The following is a 16972-nucleotide window of genomic DNA, read 5'->3' as shown; positions in this document are numbered from 1 at the left end:
CCGAAGTAACGAGCCAGCAGGCCGGCGAAAGCTTTGCCATGACGGGCTTCGTCGCGGTAGTATAATCCTAAAAAAACTTGAATTTAAGCGTATTTTGCTATTATTACATTAAGGAAAAAGCTCGGCTGTCCGATTTTTGTCCGATGTCAAAAGCTGTCCGATATTAGAACTCCGGCAGCGCGTCGATAATGGAGTTTTCGTGTATAGGCGTAACGTGGCTGTAGGTTTGCAAGGTGGTAGTCGCTTTGGTATGCCCCAGGCGAAGCTGCACAAGCTTCAGGCTGGCGCCGTTTTCTATGAGCATTGTGGCGTGCGTGTGACGCATGATGTATGGGTGAAAGGGGATACCGGCTTTTTTTGCTACGCGCCCGATGTATTTTAGAGAGCTGCCGTTCAGGCATTCTCCGTCAGCTTTGATATTCACGAAGTCAGGAACGATAATTACTTTTTTGTCGAAATAGCTGTATACCTTATTCTCTTTCCAAAATTCAGCGGCAATCTCTTTGTTTTCCTGCTGTCGAGTCTTTTCCGTCTTTAAGTAGTTGGCCAGCGTATCGTTTATTTTGATTATGCGGTCAGATTCGGCGGTTTTTACTTTGTCCAAGGCATAATGTTTGACTTCCGGCTTTAATTGCCGCTGTACGTGAATAGTCTTTTTATTGAGGTCTATATCGCGCCAGCGCAGCCCGACGATTTCAGCCGGACGCAAGCCGGTATAAATCCCGATCATAAAAGGCAGTAAGCAGTTGCTGTTGCCAAGCAGCTCTTTGAGCTTGCTGATTTGTTCGGTAGTAAGGACTTCGATGGGAGGCTTTACTTCTTTGGGCAACGTTGCGCCGCTGCTTGGGTCGACTTTCAAATATCTGTTGTCCAGGGCGTACTGGAAGGTGACGCGTAGAGTTTTATAAGCGCTCATTACATAGCTTTGCGAATAGCCTTTGTTTACCATAGCTGTGAGTATGGTGTTGATGTCTTTGGTTTTAATGGTTTTGATAAAGCGATGGCCTAGAGAAGCTTTGATATGATATTTATACATAACGTCATATTTACGGATTGTCTGCGGGCGTCGCGATACCCTGGCGTCTTTTTCCAAGAATTCCTTATACAGCTCGTCGAACGTCAAAGAGCTGGGGACGAAAACTGCACCTGTTTCCATATATTCGGCTATTTTAAGAGCAAGATTTGTTTCGGCTTCTTTTTTGGTGGCAAAGCCGCCTTTTTCCTGTTTTACTGGCCTGCCTTTTTCATTTTTGCCGACGTAAATGGTATAGGACCATTTGCCGGGGCGGTATTCTCTGACGTAACCTCGCATAATAATCTACCTCCTGAATATAAATTTATTTGTCAGGACAGCAGATTTTAGGGTATAATATTGCTGTCCTATGGTGGAACTATGGACGATTGGCGGTGCTGGTAACACTGCCGCGGCCTCCGGTGCTGGTAACGCCGGGGGCTTTTTTATTGCTGTTGTTTTTGTATGCGTTCAACGTATGCTTTATCACAGGAACGCAAACCATCTATATGTTCAAATAAATCAGGCTTTATAGGTGCACCTAAAGGATCTAAAATAAAATCAATACCTTCACGACGGGCTAATTTAGCTGCTGGAACAAAATCACTATCTCCAGAGATCAATACTATTTGGTCAACCTGTTTTTTATAGGCTAAAGAAGCGATATCGATACCTATTTTCATATCTACACCTTTTTGATCAACATTGATAATAAAGTCTTGTTCAGTGAGGTCTTCAAATTTAATTTTTCCGTTACATAGTGCTCGTAAACTTTTTTCTTTAAGAGAGTAATGAGCTTGTGCATCAGCAAGTTTTCCAAGTCTGAGAGCAAATTTACGTTTCTTTTTTAATTCATCTAAAAAAGTATTGGACCAAACAAAAAGCTCTGTTTTTGAAAAATCAACCTGCTTTTTTAGAAGTGGATGATAGATCTTTTTGTCCATTGGTGGGCAGTCATAGTAGAAAATACGATATAGTTCTACCTCACGGCAGTTATCCTTACCTTTGCTTTTGTGTAAGTGCCTATGACAATAAGTTTCTAATTCTTTGGCTCGTTCTTCAGCAGTAATATCGCCTAGAACAGACTGAGAACGCCTACGGTAGAATCCGCCATCTACAAATATTGCGACCTTCATAAAATTTCCTCCAAAATTAAAATGTCCCTGGATTCGGTACTTCCCATATCAGAGGGAGACTTACTACCAAGGACGTTATTAGCATATAACAGGAACTATCAGTTCCTTTGTAAACTTTATTTTACACGATTAGTCCTTGATTGTCAACACAATATGTGTAAAAAATGTGAACTTATGGTAGAAGTATTGTATAGTATAATATCATTTCGTTATGTTGTTATACTGTTTGATTAAAACATTAAGGTGAAAAGCGAATGGCGCATTATAGCGTTTTTGATATTCTTTATAATGGTTCTTTTCGTCCTTATAATAAATTTTCGTAAGGCTTTCGTATAACATATTTCCTCCCGTTTGTCTTTTACAAAAATAGCGTTTTTTGTGAAAGACGATTTTTTATTTCACTCTCAACCGCAGTTCGCTTCTTCTGCTTCCGCTTTGCGCTGGAGCTTGGCGAGTTTTACATCTATGATATCGTCGATTTCTTCCTTGCCGTCAGCGTCCAGCTGGCGATATTTTTTTATATGCTCTTTTTCGGTAGGTGTTACTTCAATAGGAATCAAGGAATTTAAAATTACTGATTGAGAACCGTCTAGCATGGCTAATAAGCTATCTAAATTTGAATTGGTGGATTCAGCAATTTTTTTTAATGTTTCTATCGTTGGAATGAATGCTTTTCCGGTAGTAGGATTTATACCTTTTTCTAGTATTGAAATATAAGCTCTGCTTAACCCGCATAAATCACCAAATGCTTGCATAGATAGTCCGTGCTCTTTCCGATATTGAAATACAAATTCTCCAATATTCATATAATCACATCCTTAGTGCTTGTATAGCATATTATACATGATTAGCAGTAAGTTGTCAAATACAGTTGACAAAGATAAAATGGTCTAGTATACTAGACTAAGAACAAAGAAAGGGGTTACTAAAATGCTTTACAAATTGAAAGATATAAGACATAAAAATGGTATTACGCAAGCTGAATTGGCAAAGAAAGCGGGCGTTACTCGTGCAACGATTTCTAGAATAGAGAGCGGCGAGGAAGTTGAAGTAAAAATTAGCACGTTGGAAAATCTGGCAAGAGTATTGCAGTGCAATGTGTCGGACTTTTTACACGCATAATATCTAGTATACTAGATTTACTATAACATGGTTATAGTAAAACAAAGAGATTGTCCTTGACAATCTCTTGTTTGATAAGCTTGAAAGGGGGTGCGGGATGCGTCAATGTGAATTTATCTTTACGGCAGCCAATTATAAGGGTACGTGTGATGTAGGTATTCTGGGACAAGATAAGCCTTTACCAGAGTTTTCGTTACAACGCTTAGCTGCCTATATCGAAGCAAAGAAAAGGTTTGATAAAGAACTCAGAAATATTCCTGGTGGAAATCGAGATCTGATTAGCAAACTTTATGAAGTATTTGATGAATTGATTATGGATGAATTTAAATTAGCAAAAGCGTTTAACGGCAATTTCAATAGCTCTAAATGAAATTTCTAGTGCGTTGTCTTGTAAATATTGTTTAGCTTTAGTCCAGCGATTGTTGTTTTCAATACTATTGAGAAAGCGTTCACCTGAAGGCGTTAATTCTACGCAAATATAATCAAATTGGCCGTCTTTACTTCTAGCATCGATGGCGGTTACATATCCTTCAGCTATAAGTTTTCCTATATGCCAACCTATGATATCAGGATGTTCCTCTTGGCAGATATTGTAGTTTGAAACATCAGTATGGATATCGGCGTCAGCTATAGCAATTAAAATTTTTCTGCATAATTCGTAGTTAGTTCTCATGGTATTTTCACCTCCAATCTGTACTTTCATTATAGCACAGGTTATGGAGGTATGAAGGTAAAGCTTGTTGAGAAAGCTTTTTGCCTAATAAGCTTGAGAGGAGGGGGTGAGAGTGGTGCAAGAGGATGCAGAGAGAGAAAGCAAAAATCAAGATATTTTAGTGATTCTTGAGGAAATAAATGAGAATATCATACTTTTACAACGAATCCAATTTTACGCTTTGGCTTGTATGCAGGAGCAGGCTCAATCTTCTTTTCTACAATCAGAAGCGATACTTTGGAATAATGAATTAGAAAATGAGTTTTCTGACTTTGCCCGACGCAGCCTTCAAAAAATAAGAGATGATCGCCGCGGCGGCCGATAGTAGTTATTTCAATGTTAGGGTAATCTGATAAGAATACATATAAATCGTATCCTTCAGCTAAATTATTTTCTGCATCGTGTATATCGTTCATGATGGTCTGATATACTTCTTTAGCGTTTTGACCAGAGTCCATAAATGTTCAGCTCCTTTGTTTGATTTTTGGTGACGCTTATATTTTAGCACGGGAGAAGGGGCGTATGGAATAAAAACATCAAGCGAGGCAGCGCTGACGTTCGCTGGCGGCGGCGCTGGGGTGCAGGGTGGAGGAGTTGTAGAAGGAGGGTGAAAAACGTGATAAGGGTTAAGCCGCTGATAAGCGGTTGGCATACGGTAACAAAAGAGCAGGCATTACGCTTTGCGCGTCATTTGTATAGCGGTATCGTAAACGTGAGTGAGGAAGCAAAGCTGGATTTTATCAACCAGCGCGTTACCGGTATTAAGTTTACGCACGAGGATTTACGTTGACGGGCTTGGCTCCGATGACGGTTGAAGAACGTCGTAAGCTGAACGATTTAGCCCGTCATCAATTTATAACCCGCATGTATAGCGAAATATTATTCGACATACAAGTCTGCGAGTTAGAGGGCTGGGACAAGATGGAATTTATCAGGCAGTTACAAAACTGTCTTAATGAATTTAAGGTGGTGAAATCTGTGGAGCGAAAGGTTTACAACGTGGACGAGGTTGCCGAAATACTGCAAACTACTGCGCCGCGAATCCGCAAGCTTATCCATAAGGGGTATTTAAAGGCTTTTAGGATTGGGCGTGTTCTGGTACGGAACGAAGATTTGGATGAGTTTTTGGCCGGCGCGTCCGGAAAGGATTATACCGAGGGAGACCCGGTAGAGTTGAAAGGAGCTGAATCACAATGCTGATGAAAACTGCGAAGGTGTTCCTGGTTATCGCAGCGCTGCTGGCAGCCATGATATTCGTTACCGGCGGGCGCGGCGTGAAGTACGCTGCTGAACAGCGCTATCATACTGTGGCTGCCGGGCAGACCGTTTGGGGCATTGCTACCAAATACCTGCCTGAGCAGGATAGAACGCGGGACGTCCGGGAGCTGATGTACGAAATCGGCAAGCGTAACGGGCTGAACAACTACTCTATACAGCCGGGCGACGTGCTGGTAATACCGCTGGAAGTTGAAATCAAGGAAGCGGCAGAAGAACGCGGCTGGGTACTGCTGTCGACGCTGTTGCCGGCGTTCTAAAATGCGTAAAGAAATATGTTTTATCTGCGGGCGGGAATACATCGTCAGCAGTCACTGCCGCCGCTATCCGTATACTTGCCCGGTATGCGACGCAGAAAACGCAAAGCAGCGGCGGAAAAAGCGCAAGAAAAAAGCGCGTTGATACAGCAATATCAGCGCGCTCTGAAAAGGTGAACTTATTTCCAGTAGGTTCACCTTCATTATACGATAATTTTGGAGGTGTGTAAATGGCTGTGCAAAGCAAAATCAGCAGAATTTATGAACTGCTGGCCGCTAATCCTCACGCGACGGATACGGAAATCGCTGAAATAATGGGCGACACTACTCCGGCCGTCGTGGAAACCAATAGATACCGGCTGAAGGACAGGGGATTTATTAAAATCAACCTTGACCGCAGCATTACGGTGCTAAAACCGTTCAAAAATAGTGAGCGGAGCTTTAAACAAGAAGTTTATCAGGAAATGATAGAGATTTATATGCAGGATTTTCGCAACCAGGCTACCTACAATGAACGGATAGCAGTCGGCAGGGAAATCAGGCTGATTTTAGACAAGATGTAAGGAGGATGTTAACCATGAACTTTTTTGAAAAATTAGTTGAAGCAGGTAAAGAAAAAGGTTTTGAAAGTGCAACTAAGCTGTTTACGGCGGCCGGTGTCAGCACTAATGCGCAGGTCAGCTGCAAAAGGACCGGCAATCTGAGCGACGCGAACAAGCAGCGCTTGGCCAGAGTGCTTGGCTGCTCAATCGGCGATATCAACAGGATGAAGGCCGACGCCTTGCATGAACAAAATGCTGAAGCGAAGAAAGAAGAGATCGGCGCCGCTGTGACCGTCGATGAAGCGTCTGCTGAAGAGCTTGAGGTAGTTGACCTTAACGCAATTCCGGTACCTGACAATATTTGTTATGACCCTCAAGCCGAACCTCGCGACGTGGAGCTGGATGCCAAGGTAGATGACATTGTGAAAAAGAACCTGGACTACCATGACCGGCTGAAGCTGGAGGCGGAGAAGGAACTGCAGGCAGAATATGTCCAGATGCTTCGCACTAAGATGCAGGAAAAGGTGCGCTGTGATTTGGACGCCGCTTGCAGCAGATGGCTGGCTGACCACAATATCGATACAGCCGTGGATATGCTGGAGATTGGTACCGAACTTTTGAGTTTAGAAAAGGAGACGAAATAAGAATGAACGATTTTGCAATGACCAAGACTAGCGGCAAGCTGAATATCATTAAGATTGAGCTCAAAAAGATGAAGAGCCTGCATCGCCAGATGAGTGAACTTATAAACTATGGCGACTGCGATGAAGGCATTGCCGATTTACTGATGGATATGAGCAATGCCATGCAGGAAGCTGCCAAGGCGGTTGACTTTGCTGCATCTGAAATCTGGACGTTAATGTATAAATCCAGGCCGCCTATTCAGTTAGTAGTGCCTAGCGAATTAGAAGCTGTAAAGGAGGCGCCGGTCAATGAACCTGTATGAATTATCCGAGCAGCTGGAAGCCTGCATTAAAACCGGTGACGGTCGCGTAGTGGACACCGATACCGGGGAAATTCTTGACCTCGACGAGTTTGAATGTATGGAAATGACGCGCGACCAGCGTTTAGAAAATCTGGCGCTGTATATCAAGAATGAACTGGCCCGAGCCGAGGCCATCAAGGCAGAAGCTAAGAAGCTGGCTGAACGTGCCAAAAGCCATGAAAGCGAGGCTGCCCGCTGTAAAGAGTACCTGGCGGGCTTTTTCGCTAAGTACTTCGACGGCAAAAAATTTGAAACTGCCAGAGTAAAACTCAGCTGGCGCGCGTCCGAAGTGGTGGAAGTAAACGACGTTAGCGCGCTGGCTGACGATTATCTGCGTTTTAAGGAGCCGGAGCCGGATAAAGCTAAGTTAAAAGCAGCGTTAAAGGCGGGTATCGTAATAGACGGATGCCAGCTGGTGGCCAAGCAGAATTTGCAGATTAAGTAGGAGGTGCCTGATGGGAACGCCTGTATTAATTTTAGGCGCGTCGGGGAGCGGTAAATCCACTTCCCTGCGCAATTTTGAGCCGTCCGAGATAGGCGTATTTAACGTGGCCGGCAAGCCTTTGCCATTTCGTAAAAAACTCAAGCTGGTAAATACTGCGGATTATAACCGTATTCTTGAGGTTTTGGGCAGAAATACGCTGAAATGCTATGTGATTGATGATAGCCAATATCTGATGGCTTTCAGCCTGTTCGACAGGGCAAAAGAAGTCGGGTATGCAAAATTTACCGACTGCGCTTTAGCATTTTATAATATGCTGAAATTTATCCGTGAGCGCACCAGCGAGGACACAGTCGTTTATCTGCTTCATCATACGGAACAGGCTGACGATGGCCGGATAAAGGCCAAGACCAGTGGCAAGATGCTGGATAATCAGCTGACGCTGGAAGGCCTGTTCAGTATCGTGCTGCTGGCAGAAACCGACGGTAAAGACCATTGGTTCATTACCCAGAGCGACGGCTTCACCACGGCCAAGTCGCCCATGGATATGTTCCCACCTAAAATAGACAACGACCTGAAGCTGGTTGATACAGCTATTAGAGAATATTACGGCTGGAATGCTCGGCAGGATGAAGCAAAGGAGGAATAAACGATGGAAAAATTTAATTGGAGCAGTGTACAGGCGCAGGACGATGATTTTGCGCAGCCGACGCCAGGCGGCTATATCTGCCGCATTATGGATGTGGAGGATGTACCTGCGAAAAAATACCTGAAAGTCTACTACGATATAGTAGATGGCGAGTGGAAAGGTTTTTACCAAAGGCGTCGCGATAACTACAAAATCGATTATCCCATTATGTACCGTTCGTACACGGAAAAGGCCCGCGGTATGTTTAAGGGGTTCTTGCAGGCGGTAGAAGAAAGTAACCGTAATTTCGTAGCGGATAAGTTCGACGGCAACGAGCAGCAGCTTAAAGGCATGTTCATCGGCATTATTCTTGGTGAAGAAGAATATCTGAATAAAAATAACGAGGTGCGTATCAGTCTTAAAGCCGTGAAATGCTGTGCGGGCGCCAAGATTCGCCAGGGTGATTTCAAGGTGCCGGCGCTGAAGAAGCTTTCGGCGGATAAGCTGGCTCAGATAAAACCGTCTGCTCCGGCAGCGCCGTCGGCTGGTACTAACGTACCGTTTAACGATGATCTCCCGTTCTGATGGCGGGAGACTGACGCTTGACGATATTCGTCCGTATTTAGTAAACCCAAAGCAAAAGGGCGGGCAGATTGTAGCTGACTGCCCGTTATGCCATAAGCAAGGGCATTTATATATCTCTGTAAAAAACGATAAATTACTGGTTTACTGCCAGCGTTGTAATGCGCAGGGAGCAGATTTTTTCAGGGAGTGGCGCAGGCTGGGAGCTAAGCCTAGACCTCCGGAGCCTAAGCCTAAAATTGATTATGCCCGCACCAAGCCTATGGAGGATTATTACCATATCTATACCAATCCTGACGGCAGCGAAGCTTATCGCAAACGCCGCAGAAAATGGGCTGATGGCCATAAGGTCTTTGGCTTTGAGTTTATGGACGGTACCGGTAACAAGCGTTATTCCAAACCCGAAAACTGTAATAATCTCTATAATCTGCACCTGCTGGAGCAGGCGGCGCCGGACACGGTGTTATACCTGGTTGAGGGCGAAAAGTGCGCCGACGCTATGGTTAAGCACGGACTGCTGGCCACAACTACCAATACCGGGGCCCAGAAAAATATTAAGCTTAGCGCTGTTGACAGGCAGTATTTGGATAAATTTACTGCAAAAGTTGTCATTGGCGACAACGACGCCAAAGGCAAAGATTATATCAACGCCTGGCGTGATGTCAAAGTATTAAAGCTTACGGATATCTGGCCGGAGTGTCCGGAAAAGGGCGACGTGGCCGATTATTTTGAACAGGGCGGCGATCCTGAAAAAATCAGCAGCTATAAATGGCCGGAAGAAATTAAACTGGACGACGAATTTATCGGCCAACTGGACCGCAACAGTCTGATAGACGATAAGCTGCTGGATGCTGTATACGCTATCAATGAACCTTATGCGAGACAGAAAATTTTAACGTCGCTGCGGATCAGGGCGGGAGCGCTTAATTTCCGCCGCGACTTCGACTCCTGCTGGCGCTCCTTTGCACAAGCACAGACCGCCAAAGGTATCAGGTCGGAAAACATGACCAATTTTAAAGGCCAGCCGTTCAAATTAAGATGCGGCGAATGGCGTACCGGACAGAACGGCGTGTACCGCACGGTACAGCAGGGCGACAATCTGCGTAACGAATACGCTTCGCCGACACCGATTATGCCAACGGAAATACTCCAGAATATGGAGGACGGTACGGAAAAAATCCGTATAGCTTATGAGCGCAATGGCGCTTGGGAATCAATCGTTATACCTAGGAGCAAAATTGCCAATAAAAATAGGATTTTAGACCTTGCCGATTACGGCATAGAGGTCAACAGCGAAAACGCGGCGCAGCTGGTCAAGTACATAGCGACGGCAGTTGCGCTTAACCCTGATATTCTGCCAAGGTCAAAATCTATAGACCACATGGGCTGGGTCGGCAGCCGCTTTGTGCCGTATGACGATGAAATAAGCCTGGACTGCGAGCAGGAATACAAGCCGCTGATCAGAAGCGTAACGGAAAAAGGTACGCTTACAGAGTGGGTAGAATATGTAAGCCCGCTCAGGAAAAACAAGTATATGCAGTTTATTTTGGCTGCTTCGTTTGCGTCGGTACTTATTGAGCGTGTTAAAGCGCTGCCGTTCGTCTTGCATTTATGGGGCGGTACGGGTTCCGGCAAAACAGTAGCAGCTATGACGGCGGCCAGCATCTGGGGCAACCCTGCGCAGGGTAAGCTCATGCGCACTATGAACACTACCGCTAACGCCATGATGAGCACGGCGGCAGTGTTGCGTAATATCCCGTTCTTCGGCGACGAGCTGCAGACGATTAAGACCAATATCGGCAACGAATATGACAAGCTCATTATGCGGATTGCTGAAGGCATCGATCGCGGCCGCATGAACAGCGGTAAAGAAATTCAGAAGCAGCGCTCCTGGTATAATAACTTTATTTTTACAGGTGAAGAACCTTGTACAAGCACGGAATCCGGTGGCGGCGTTATCAACCGCGTCATCGAGATAGAGTGCTTTGAAAAAATTGTCGCCGACGGTAACGCGGTGGTCAATTTTATCGGCAGCCATTACGGCTGCGCCGGCAAGGCTTTCGTGGAAGCCTTAGCCAATGAAGCCCTGGCAACGGATTACCAGAATATTATGCGGCAGGTATTGGAACAGACCGATACCACCGAAAAGCAGGCTATGGCCATGGCCTTGATAATTATGGCCGATATAATAGCCGCGCGCTATATTTTTAAGGACGGCCTTTGGCTGAGCATTGAGGACGCCGTGAAGGTAGTTAAGAGCAAAGCCGAAGTAGACGTATCGGAACGTGCTTTTAGCTACATCGTGTCCGTAATCTCCGAAAACCAGGAGTTCTTTGATACTGAAATACGCGACTGGGAAGGCCGCGCTTATTGGGGACGTATCAATACTGACGATGGGATTGTTTATATAAATAAATCAATTCTGGAACGTGAGTTACGGAAGAAAAATTTTGAGTTTAATGCCGTCAAGAAAAAATGGGTGGATAACGGCCATTTAAAAAAGGTGAACGGGCGATATTACGCAGCGTATACCTTTAGTAAAGTGCGCTCTTATTACGTTGCTCTGGTAGTGTCGCCGAAATCTAGCTGACATTTTTCGGGAAATGTCAGCTAAACCACCCAAAATGTTAGCTAAGCAAAAACGGCTTAACCATGCGCTTTTCACGCATTATTTTTATAAGTTAGCTAACATTTTTCATTAGCTAACCAAAATAAGGTGTCTCGTATGGAAGCATCAATTAAGCTAAAGCGTAATTACCCTATAAAATATACGCACCCTATCGCCAAATTACGTTAGCTTGTTAGCTAAGGCTCAACCATGCGGGTTTGCGGCGTTTTTAAATGTCAGCTAGCTGACATAAAAATGTTATCTAAGCCAATTTCAGGAGGGAAAACTATGAATTATATGAATCTCACGATAGAATCCGACGTATTCAAAAATCTCAAGGATGATTTTAACAATATGCTGCAGGCTTTGCTGTGCGCGATGGATGAAAAGCACGTCGGCGAAGGAGATATTGGCGTCAAAATTAAAATCGAATTGTCCGGCGGCGTAGACGAGAACGGCGATAAATGCCTGGTACCGCTCATCACCTATGACGTAGCCAGAAGCTATAAGGAATCGACCAAAAAATCTTCCGCTATCAGCCTGCCTAATATGGTACTGGATATTGACAGCGACGGCAATTATGTTATGCGCCAAAAAGAAGAGGCGCAGGGAAATCTTTTTGACGACGGTAATCCGGAGGAAAAGCAACAGGAAATGCTTGCTCTGAATGCAGGGCAGGCTGCTGATGAAGAAACGATAGACGTAGCGGCGCTTCCTGCCGGCGGTTCAGTTGAACAGACCTGTAAGAACTGCGCCGATACTGACTGCGAAAGCTATGGCAGCGACGAAAAGGGTGGTTGCGACGGCTGGATGAAGCCGCATAATAACCAGTGTAGCTGCGGCAACTGCAAATACCAGGAGCAGGATGAAGACGAAGAGCCGTGCAAATCCTGCGGTTATGACAGCGGGCTGGGCAGGGGCAGCAATTGGGAGCGCTGGGACTAATCATGATGAAACTCAGACCATACCAGGAGGATGTGATCAGCAATGCCCGCCAGGCAATCGTCAACGGCAAGCATGCGGTATGCTGCGTGCTTGGGTGCGGCGGCGGCAAGTCGGTTATCCAGGGGACAATAGCCGCGCTGGCTACCAACCGCAAAAACAACGTCTTGTTTCTGGTTCATCGCAAGGAACTTTGTCAGCAGATAACGGAAACATTCAAAGCCTGCGGCGTGGACTTCCGGCGCTGTTCTGTGATGATGGTGCAGACAGCCTGTCGCAGGCTGGGCAAGCTGAACAAGCCGGGCTTGATTATAGTGGACGAAGCGCACCATATTTTAAGCAACAGCTATATCAAGGTTTTGCAGTATTTCCCATATGCTCCGGTGCTAGGCTTTACAGCGACGCCGCAGCGCATGAACGAAGGCGGCCTGGGCGCGGTTTTCAGCGAGCTGATTGAGTCGGTATCGACAAGCTGGCTTATCGAAAACCATTATCTGGCGCCGTATAAATATTACGGCGTCCAATTGGCGGACGCCAGCAAGCTGCATACCAAACATGGCGATTATGATAAGGCCGAAGTGGAAGAGCTTATGAATCAGTCAGCCATTTTCGGCAGCGCCGTGGAAAACTGGCTTAAGCTGGCCAACGGCAAGAAAACTATCGTCTACTGCTCCAGCATAGAAACGTCTAAGAACACCGTAAGGGCTTTTCGGGAGGCTGGAGTAGCGGCAGCCCATTTAGACGGCGCTACGCCTAAATCTGAGCGCGAGGTAGTGGTTAAAAGGTTCCGCGAGGGCAAGATAAAACTGCTGAGCAATGTGGATTTGTTCGGCGAAGGTTTCGACGTGCCGGACTGCGAGGCCGTGGTGCTCCTGCGGCCAACGAAGTCTTTGACGCTGCACGTGCAGCAGTCCATGCGCTCCATGCGTTACGACCCAAACAACCCGGATAAGGTGGCCATAATTTTGGACCACGTCGGCAACTACACCAGGCATGGCCTGCCGGATGACGACCGCGAGTGGACGCTGGCCGCCAAAGCTAAGAAAAAGCAAAACAAAATCGTCGTCAAGCAATGCCCGAACTGCTTCGCGGTGATGCCCAGCAACGCCAGAGTGTGCAAATTCTGCGGCTATGATTTTAGCGAACGCGAGAAACAGGCCGAGCGCAAAGTGGTGGAAGGCGTGCAGCTGGAGGAAATCGCAAAGCTCCCATACGACGATTATAAAAAGGCCACCTGCTGGGAGCAGATAGACCTGTTCCGCAAAGCTAAGAAATATAATTTTTTCTGGGGGCTACGCAAGGCTATAGAACTTGGCATACCTATTCCGGCAAAATATAAGTGGTCCGTTTATAAAATGAACTTGGCCAGCCAGCCGGTTAAATATTGCTGAAAGGGCGGTAGCAAAGGTGAACGAAACAGAGTTAATGAATGCCGTTATGCTGGCGGTAACCAACGCCGGGCATCAGATATTTCGTACCAACGTGGGCAAGGTAAGAACGCCGGACGGCAGGTTTTTTAATACCGGCCTGCCAAAGGGACATTGCGATTTATATGGCTTCCGTCCTGACGGACAGATATTCTACATCGAGACAAAGCTGCATCCGCGCAGACCGACGAAAGAGCAGCGCCAGTTTATGCTGGCGATGATCAGCAAGGGCGCCGCTGCCGGCGTTGCCTATACGGTGGAAGAAGCGCTGAAGATTGTCGAATGGCCGAAAGGCTACAGGGAGATTATGGAAGGAGCGTTGCGGTATGGACTTTAGAGATCTGGGGATTACAATCTGCGACCCATTAAACAGCCCGCGGGACAGCGACCTGTGGCTGAGTCTGATTTACAAAGCCATGGGCCTTGAGAACCCGGAGCTGATGTTTTACATGATTGCGGCCCGGCAATTCGGCCAGACTGTGGAAAGCAGCGAAAAGTATGGCTTCAGGCTGGCAAAGTCTCAATACTACGCTGACGAAATTACGGAAGCTTACCGGCGCCATAGCACGGAGCTGATAAAGATTCTGCGGGAGCTGGCGGATGATGTGAAGCCGGAAAAGAGGGCGTTATGGGAAGCATAGCAAGAAAACTCAAACGGGGCGGTCTGCCGCCGTTAGCCGCGCCGCCCAAGCCAATGTCTTTGAATGATATGCAGGTTTTAGGCGAAGCCTGCGTAAAGGAAGGATATAAAAAAGGGTTTGACCATGGGTACAGAGCTGCGATTGCAGAAATGCTGACCTGTGTAGAATATCTTTTGCAGAACAGGCCTGAAATATTTCACAGCCAGCGTGCCATCAGCATTATAGCTGAAAGCTACATAATGATGAATGACGACTATTATGATAATCGCACGCCTAAGCAGCTGGCAGCTGTTGCCAGCATTAAGCGTCAGGGCATTCTCCTGGAGCATAAAGAACTTGAAATTGCAAATGAAAAAGGAGGCGGCCGACATGAAACTGTGGCGGGCGATAGGGCAAACAGAATTAGATAAATTACTCGCTGGCAAAACCATAAAGCCTATAAGGGATATTACTAACTGCAAGAACAGCTGGACGAAGCCGGCAGTAACGTTTTTCGGTACTGAAAATAATGCAGCGAATTGGTTTAGCGAGCTGATACATAATTACATCATTTGCATTGATGCTGATGAAACGGTAGTGCAGTGCGGTAAAGGGCGTTATCCTGATTTCAGCGAACCGGTTAATCCTTTATTCCTGCTACTTTTTAATGATTCAGGGGCTGCAGTATGGGTTAGGGAATACGCTATGCAGGAGTATAGCAGATACAGCGTTAGCCTCGTTGCTGTTTATGAAGTTGAACGTAACGAAGTAATGAAGAAACACTTGTTGCGGGACAGGCAAACCGGAAAAATATTGCAGGTTAGCAGCGCATATGACGACCTAGTAGACGAAAAAAGCTGAGAAACCAATAAATGGACTAATTAAATCGAATTTTGGCGGTATTTACGCATGGAGGCATGTAAGTGACCAAGGACGAATTGAAGAAAAAATTAAAATCGGCAGCAGCTTTGCAGCGGCAGTTGGAAAGCGACTGCGCGCAGCTTCAAAACTTGCGGGATATCGCCAATAATGTAACGCCGAAATATGGCCCGCGAGCTGGCGGCAGCGGTAATGGGCAAAAAATCGAAAACGCCGTAGTTAATATCGTAGACCTGGAGGCCGACATACAGCAGGATATGAATAACCTTGTGGCAGCGATGAACGAAGTGCGGCAGCTGATAGCGTTGGTCGGGGATAAGAATTTAGAGGTTATATTACACAAGCGCTATTTGAATTACCAGAAATGGGAGCAGATTGCGGGTGATATGGGGTATAGTTGGCGCGGTGTCCATAAGCTGCACTCCAAAGCATTGGACATAATATTGGAAAAGGATGATGGGAGAAAAACTAAACGCGCTAAGCCAAGAAAAGCTAACGGCGTTATATCAAGAAAAAGCGCTAAAGCCATATTTGAAGAACAGAAATTGTTTTAGCAGAAAGTTAAATGAGACTGTAAATGAGATAGAAGTGAGACTGAAATGGATAAACTATTTACCGATTTCAACAGCATAGAATTTGCTAAGGATTTGGACAAGCGCAAGCTTACCGTAGCGGCTTACAATGAAATAGCCGCTATCCTGCAAGAGATAGCAAAATACCATCGCACGACGGTAACAACTATCAGCGATAGAGTCGCAAATTATTTTAAAAAATTTGGCCATAAAGTGGAATGCGAAAATGGCATCTATATTTTGACTTGTAAAACGGTGGAAGGGAGAGGGCTATAATGCTAACAAAAATTCTTGCTGGCATCACGAAGAGTTGCGGATGCTTACGTGGCAGACCTTGCGGTACAGTAAAGGAGTTAAAGCAAAATGGTGTGCCATATAAAAAGGAAAAGAGAAAATGATTTACGGTTATGTAAGAGTATCCAGTCAGGAGCAGAACCTTGCGCGGCAGGTAATCGAGATGAAGAAGGCCGGAGTTGAAAAAATCTACGAGGACAAGCAGAGCGGCAAAGACTTCGACCGTCCGCAGTATAAGGCATTATATCGTAAGCTGAAGGCTGGCGACGTGTTGTATGTCTTGAGCCTTGACCGTTTAGGACGTAATTACGAGGAAATACAAAACCAATGGCGGCTTATAACAAAGCAAAAAGGCGCGGATATCGTGGTAATTGATATGCCAATATTGGATACGAGGAAGCACAAGGATTTGTTGGGAACGTTCATCGCCGACCTGATTTTGCAGGTTTTGGCTTACGTGGCGCATACGGAGCGCACCAACATTCACGAACGGCAGGCGCAGGGCATCGCCGCCGCAAAGGCTAGGGGCGTAAAGTTTGGCAGGCCGCGCAAAGAGCTACCGCCTAATTTCGACGAAATGGCCGCGCAATGGCGGGCGGGAATAATTCGCGGCGCAGAAGCTGCACGGCGGTGCAATATGCCGCTGTCGTCGTTTAGGGAGCATGCATATAGGAAAATGATTGCAAAACTTAATTAAAACAATAAAAATAACCGTAGGATAATAAATAAAATCCTGCGGTTAAAGTTTTATATAAAATATTTTAAAATAATTCTCGAAAAGTCTTGACTAAATCAAGATAATATGCTATAATTAAATCATCGAAGGGAGGTGAGAAGATGTGGAAGAAATAATAAATCTGGCAACAGCAGTGATAAACTTGTTAGCAGCAGTTATCACACTGTACCAGATTAGAAAGCACTGAGGTTTGGGGCGCAA

At 45.8% G+C, this 16972-nt stretch carries 26 protein-coding genes; 21 read left to right on the top strand and 5 right to left on the bottom strand.

Annotated features, from left to right (window positions below; genetic code table 11):
* Positions 1 to 163: 163 nt before the first annotated feature.
* From Q4E64_RS03970 to Q4E64_RS03960, 3 genes are all read right to left on the bottom strand, one after another.
* Complete coding sequence (locus Q4E64_RS03970; protein WP_303166390.1) at positions 164 to 1312, bottom strand: tyrosine-type recombinase/integrase; 1149 nt, start codon at positions 1310 to 1312, stop codon at positions 164 to 166.
* 146 nt (positions 1313 to 1458) lie between these two features.
* Positions 1459 to 2148 carry an NYN domain-containing protein gene (locus tag Q4E64_RS03965; protein WP_303166389.1) on the bottom strand — a complete coding sequence of 230 codons (690 nt, stop codon included), beginning with the start codon at positions 2146 to 2148 and terminating at the stop codon, positions 1459 to 1461.
* A 404-nt stretch (positions 2149 to 2552) separates the two neighbouring features.
* A complete protein-coding gene (locus Q4E64_RS03960; RefSeq protein ID WP_303166388.1) occupies positions 2553 to 2954 on the bottom strand; it encodes a helix-turn-helix domain-containing protein in 402 nt (133 codons plus the stop codon).
* A 124-nt stretch (positions 2955 to 3078) separates the two neighbouring features.
* Here Q4E64_RS03960 and Q4E64_RS03955 point away from each other — a divergent pair, with 124 nt between their 5' ends.
* Positions 3079 to 3270, top strand: a complete 192-nt coding sequence (locus tag Q4E64_RS03955) for a helix-turn-helix domain-containing protein (protein ID WP_303166386.1) — start codon at positions 3079 to 3081, stop codon at positions 3268 to 3270.
* A 97-nt stretch (positions 3271 to 3367) separates the two neighbouring features.
* Positions 3368 to 3640: a hypothetical protein gene (locus tag Q4E64_RS03950; protein ID WP_303166385.1), complete on the top strand. Its 273-nt coding sequence runs from the start codon at positions 3368 to 3370 to the stop codon at positions 3638 to 3640.
* Here Q4E64_RS03950 and Q4E64_RS03945 read toward each other — a convergent pair.
* Both Q4E64_RS03945 and Q4E64_RS03940 read right to left on the bottom strand, forming a co-directional pair.
* The gene (locus Q4E64_RS03945) at positions 3599 to 3943 is read right to left on the bottom strand and encodes a DUF2513 domain-containing protein (protein ID WP_303166384.1); all 345 of its coding nucleotides are present in this window, start codon (positions 3941 to 3943) and stop codon (positions 3599 to 3601) included. The genes Q4E64_RS03950 and Q4E64_RS03945 overlap by 42 nt on opposite strands.
* Positions 3944 to 4131: 188 nt before the next feature.
* Positions 4132 to 4440: a DUF6173 family protein gene (locus tag Q4E64_RS03940; RefSeq protein WP_303166383.1), complete on the bottom strand. Its 309-nt coding sequence runs from the start codon at positions 4438 to 4440 to the stop codon at positions 4132 to 4134.
* A gap of 158 nt (positions 4441 to 4598) precedes the next feature.
* Between Q4E64_RS03940 and Q4E64_RS03935 the strand changes: the two genes are divergently transcribed.
* From Q4E64_RS03935 to Q4E64_RS03845, 19 genes are all read left to right on the top strand, one after another.
* The gene (locus tag Q4E64_RS03935; protein WP_303166381.1) at positions 4599 to 4772 is read left to right on the top strand and encodes a hypothetical protein; all 174 of its coding nucleotides are present in this window, start codon (positions 4599 to 4601) and stop codon (positions 4770 to 4772) included.
* Complete coding sequence (locus Q4E64_RS03930) at positions 4769 to 5182, top strand: helix-turn-helix domain-containing protein (protein ID WP_303166380.1); 414 nt, start codon at positions 4769 to 4771, stop codon at positions 5180 to 5182. The genes Q4E64_RS03935 and Q4E64_RS03930 overlap by 4 nt, the downstream gene beginning before the upstream one ends.
* Positions 5176 to 5517, top strand: a complete 342-nt coding sequence (locus tag Q4E64_RS03925) for a LysM peptidoglycan-binding domain-containing protein (RefSeq protein WP_303166379.1) — start codon at positions 5176 to 5178, stop codon at positions 5515 to 5517. Before Q4E64_RS03930 ends, Q4E64_RS03925 begins: the two co-directional genes overlap by 7 nt.
* A gap of 227 nt (positions 5518 to 5744) precedes the next feature.
* The gene (locus Q4E64_RS03920; RefSeq protein ID WP_303166378.1) at positions 5745 to 6077 is read left to right on the top strand and encodes a hypothetical protein; all 333 of its coding nucleotides are present in this window, start codon (positions 5745 to 5747) and stop codon (positions 6075 to 6077) included.
* A gap of 14 nt (positions 6078 to 6091) precedes the next feature.
* Entirely contained in the window at positions 6092 to 6700 is a 609-nt protein-coding gene (locus Q4E64_RS03915; RefSeq protein WP_303166377.1) for a hypothetical protein, read from the top strand.
* 2 nt (positions 6701 to 6702) lie between these two features.
* A complete protein-coding gene (locus Q4E64_RS03910) occupies positions 6703 to 7002 on the top strand; it encodes a hypothetical protein (RefSeq protein ID WP_303166376.1) in 300 nt (99 codons plus the stop codon).
* A complete protein-coding gene (locus tag Q4E64_RS03905; RefSeq protein WP_303166375.1) occupies positions 6989 to 7486 on the top strand; it encodes a siphovirus Gp157 family protein in 498 nt (165 codons plus the stop codon). Before Q4E64_RS03910 ends, Q4E64_RS03905 begins: the two co-directional genes overlap by 14 nt.
* Positions 7487 to 7496: 10 nt before the next feature.
* A complete protein-coding gene (locus Q4E64_RS03900; RefSeq protein WP_303166374.1) occupies positions 7497 to 8132 on the top strand; it encodes a hypothetical protein in 636 nt (211 codons plus the stop codon).
* Between the two features lie 3 nt (positions 8133 to 8135).
* Positions 8136 to 8696, top strand: a complete 561-nt coding sequence (locus tag Q4E64_RS03895; RefSeq protein WP_303166373.1) for a hypothetical protein — start codon at positions 8136 to 8138, stop codon at positions 8694 to 8696.
* Positions 8680 to 11283 carry a DUF927 domain-containing protein gene (locus Q4E64_RS03890; RefSeq protein ID WP_303166372.1) on the top strand — a complete coding sequence of 868 codons (2604 nt, stop codon included), beginning with the start codon at positions 8680 to 8682 and terminating at the stop codon, positions 11281 to 11283. Before Q4E64_RS03895 ends, Q4E64_RS03890 begins: the two co-directional genes overlap by 17 nt.
* Positions 11284 to 11589: 306 nt before the next feature.
* Entirely contained in the window at positions 11590 to 12246 is a 657-nt protein-coding gene (locus Q4E64_RS03885; RefSeq protein WP_303166371.1) for a hypothetical protein, read from the top strand.
* Between the two features lie 2 nt (positions 12247 to 12248).
* Positions 12249 to 13634 (top strand): DEAD/DEAH box helicase, encoded by a 1386-nt coding sequence (locus tag Q4E64_RS03880; RefSeq protein ID WP_303166370.1) that lies wholly within the window; start codon positions 12249 to 12251, stop codon positions 13632 to 13634.
* Positions 13635 to 13668: 34 nt separating this feature from the next.
* Positions 13669 to 14007: a VRR-NUC domain-containing protein gene (locus Q4E64_RS03875; protein ID WP_368501504.1), complete on the top strand. Its 339-nt coding sequence runs from the start codon at positions 13669 to 13671 to the stop codon at positions 14005 to 14007.
* Positions 13997 to 14311, top strand: coding sequence for a hypothetical protein (locus tag Q4E64_RS03870; RefSeq protein ID WP_303166368.1), 315 nt, complete (start codon positions 13997 to 13999; stop codon positions 14309 to 14311). The genes Q4E64_RS03875 and Q4E64_RS03870 overlap by 11 nt, the downstream gene beginning before the upstream one ends.
* Before the next feature lie 59 nt (positions 14312 to 14370).
* On the top strand, positions 14371 to 14721 hold the full coding sequence (locus tag Q4E64_RS03865; RefSeq protein ID WP_303166367.1) for a hypothetical protein: 351 nt from the start codon (positions 14371 to 14373) through the stop codon (positions 14719 to 14721).
* Complete coding sequence (locus Q4E64_RS03860) at positions 14681 to 15151, top strand: hypothetical protein (protein WP_303166366.1); 471 nt, start codon at positions 14681 to 14683, stop codon at positions 15149 to 15151. Before Q4E64_RS03865 ends, Q4E64_RS03860 begins: the two co-directional genes overlap by 41 nt.
* Positions 15152 to 15213: 62 nt before the next feature.
* Positions 15214 to 15723, top strand: coding sequence for a hypothetical protein (locus Q4E64_RS03855; RefSeq protein ID WP_303166365.1), 510 nt, complete (start codon positions 15214 to 15216; stop codon positions 15721 to 15723).
* 45 nt (positions 15724 to 15768) lie between these two features.
* Positions 15769 to 16017, top strand: coding sequence for a hypothetical protein (locus Q4E64_RS03850; protein WP_303166363.1), 249 nt, complete (start codon positions 15769 to 15771; stop codon positions 16015 to 16017).
* A 118-nt stretch (positions 16018 to 16135) separates the two neighbouring features.
* Positions 16136 to 16732 (top strand): recombinase family protein, encoded by a 597-nt coding sequence (locus Q4E64_RS03845; protein WP_303166362.1) that lies wholly within the window; start codon positions 16136 to 16138, stop codon positions 16730 to 16732.
* The last annotated feature ends 240 nt before the right edge of the window (positions 16733 to 16972 follow it).

Source organism: Phascolarctobacterium sp. (assembly GCF_030531065.1).
Lineage (GTDB): Bacteria > Bacillota > Negativicutes > Acidaminococcales > Acidaminococcaceae > Phascolarctobacterium_A.
Note: the sequence above shows the minus strand (reverse complement) of the source record. Positions and strands in the feature narration are given on the sequence as shown.

Coding starts and splice junctions, on each gene's coding strand:
- Q4E64_RS03970 (WP_303166390.1), bottom strand. CDS start 1,312: ATGCGAGGTTACGTCAGAGAATACCGCCCCGGCAAATGGTCCTATACC.
- Q4E64_RS03965 (WP_303166389.1), bottom strand. CDS start 2,148: ATGAAGGTCGCAATATTTGTAGATGGCGGATTCTACCGTAGGCGTTCT.
- Q4E64_RS03960 (WP_303166388.1), bottom strand. CDS start 2,954: ATGAATATTGGAGAATTTGTATTTCAATATCGGAAAGAGCACGGACTA.
- Q4E64_RS03955 (WP_303166386.1), top strand. CDS start 3,079: ATGCTTTACAAATTGAAAGATATAAGACATAAAAATGGTATTACGCAA.
- Q4E64_RS03950 (WP_303166385.1), top strand. CDS start 3,368: ATGCGTCAATGTGAATTTATCTTTACGGCAGCCAATTATAAGGGTACG.
- Q4E64_RS03945 (WP_303166384.1), bottom strand. CDS start 3,943: ATGAGAACTAACTACGAATTATGCAGAAAAATTTTAATTGCTATAGCT.
- Q4E64_RS03940 (WP_303166383.1), bottom strand. CDS start 4,440: ATGGACTCTGGTCAAAACGCTAAAGAAGTATATCAGACCATCATGAAC.
- Q4E64_RS03925 (WP_303166379.1), top strand. CDS start 5,176: ATGCTGATGAAAACTGCGAAGGTGTTCCTGGTTATCGCAGCGCTGCTG.
- Q4E64_RS03920 (WP_303166378.1), top strand. CDS start 5,745: ATGGCTGTGCAAAGCAAAATCAGCAGAATTTATGAACTGCTGGCCGCT.
- Q4E64_RS03915 (WP_303166377.1), top strand. CDS start 6,092: ATGAACTTTTTTGAAAAATTAGTTGAAGCAGGTAAAGAAAAAGGTTTT.
- Q4E64_RS03910 (WP_303166376.1), top strand. CDS start 6,703: ATGAACGATTTTGCAATGACCAAGACTAGCGGCAAGCTGAATATCATT.
- Q4E64_RS03905 (WP_303166375.1), top strand. CDS start 6,989: ATGAACCTGTATGAATTATCCGAGCAGCTGGAAGCCTGCATTAAAACC.
- Q4E64_RS03900 (WP_303166374.1), top strand. CDS start 7,497: ATGGGAACGCCTGTATTAATTTTAGGCGCGTCGGGGAGCGGTAAATCC.
- Q4E64_RS03895 (WP_303166373.1), top strand. CDS start 8,136: ATGGAAAAATTTAATTGGAGCAGTGTACAGGCGCAGGACGATGATTTT.
- Q4E64_RS03890 (WP_303166372.1), top strand. CDS start 8,680: ATGATCTCCCGTTCTGATGGCGGGAGACTGACGCTTGACGATATTCGT.
- Q4E64_RS03885 (WP_303166371.1), top strand. CDS start 11,590: ATGAATTATATGAATCTCACGATAGAATCCGACGTATTCAAAAATCTC.
- Q4E64_RS03880 (WP_303166370.1), top strand. CDS start 12,249: ATGATGAAACTCAGACCATACCAGGAGGATGTGATCAGCAATGCCCGC.
- Q4E64_RS03875 (WP_368501504.1), top strand. CDS start 13,669: ATGAATGCCGTTATGCTGGCGGTAACCAACGCCGGGCATCAGATATTT.
- Q4E64_RS03870 (WP_303166368.1), top strand. CDS start 13,997: ATGGACTTTAGAGATCTGGGGATTACAATCTGCGACCCATTAAACAGC.
- Q4E64_RS03860 (WP_303166366.1), top strand. CDS start 14,681: ATGAAACTGTGGCGGGCGATAGGGCAAACAGAATTAGATAAATTACTC.
- Q4E64_RS03850 (WP_303166363.1), top strand. CDS start 15,769: ATGGATAAACTATTTACCGATTTCAACAGCATAGAATTTGCTAAGGAT.
- Q4E64_RS03845 (WP_303166362.1), top strand. CDS start 16,136: ATGATTTACGGTTATGTAAGAGTATCCAGTCAGGAGCAGAACCTTGCG.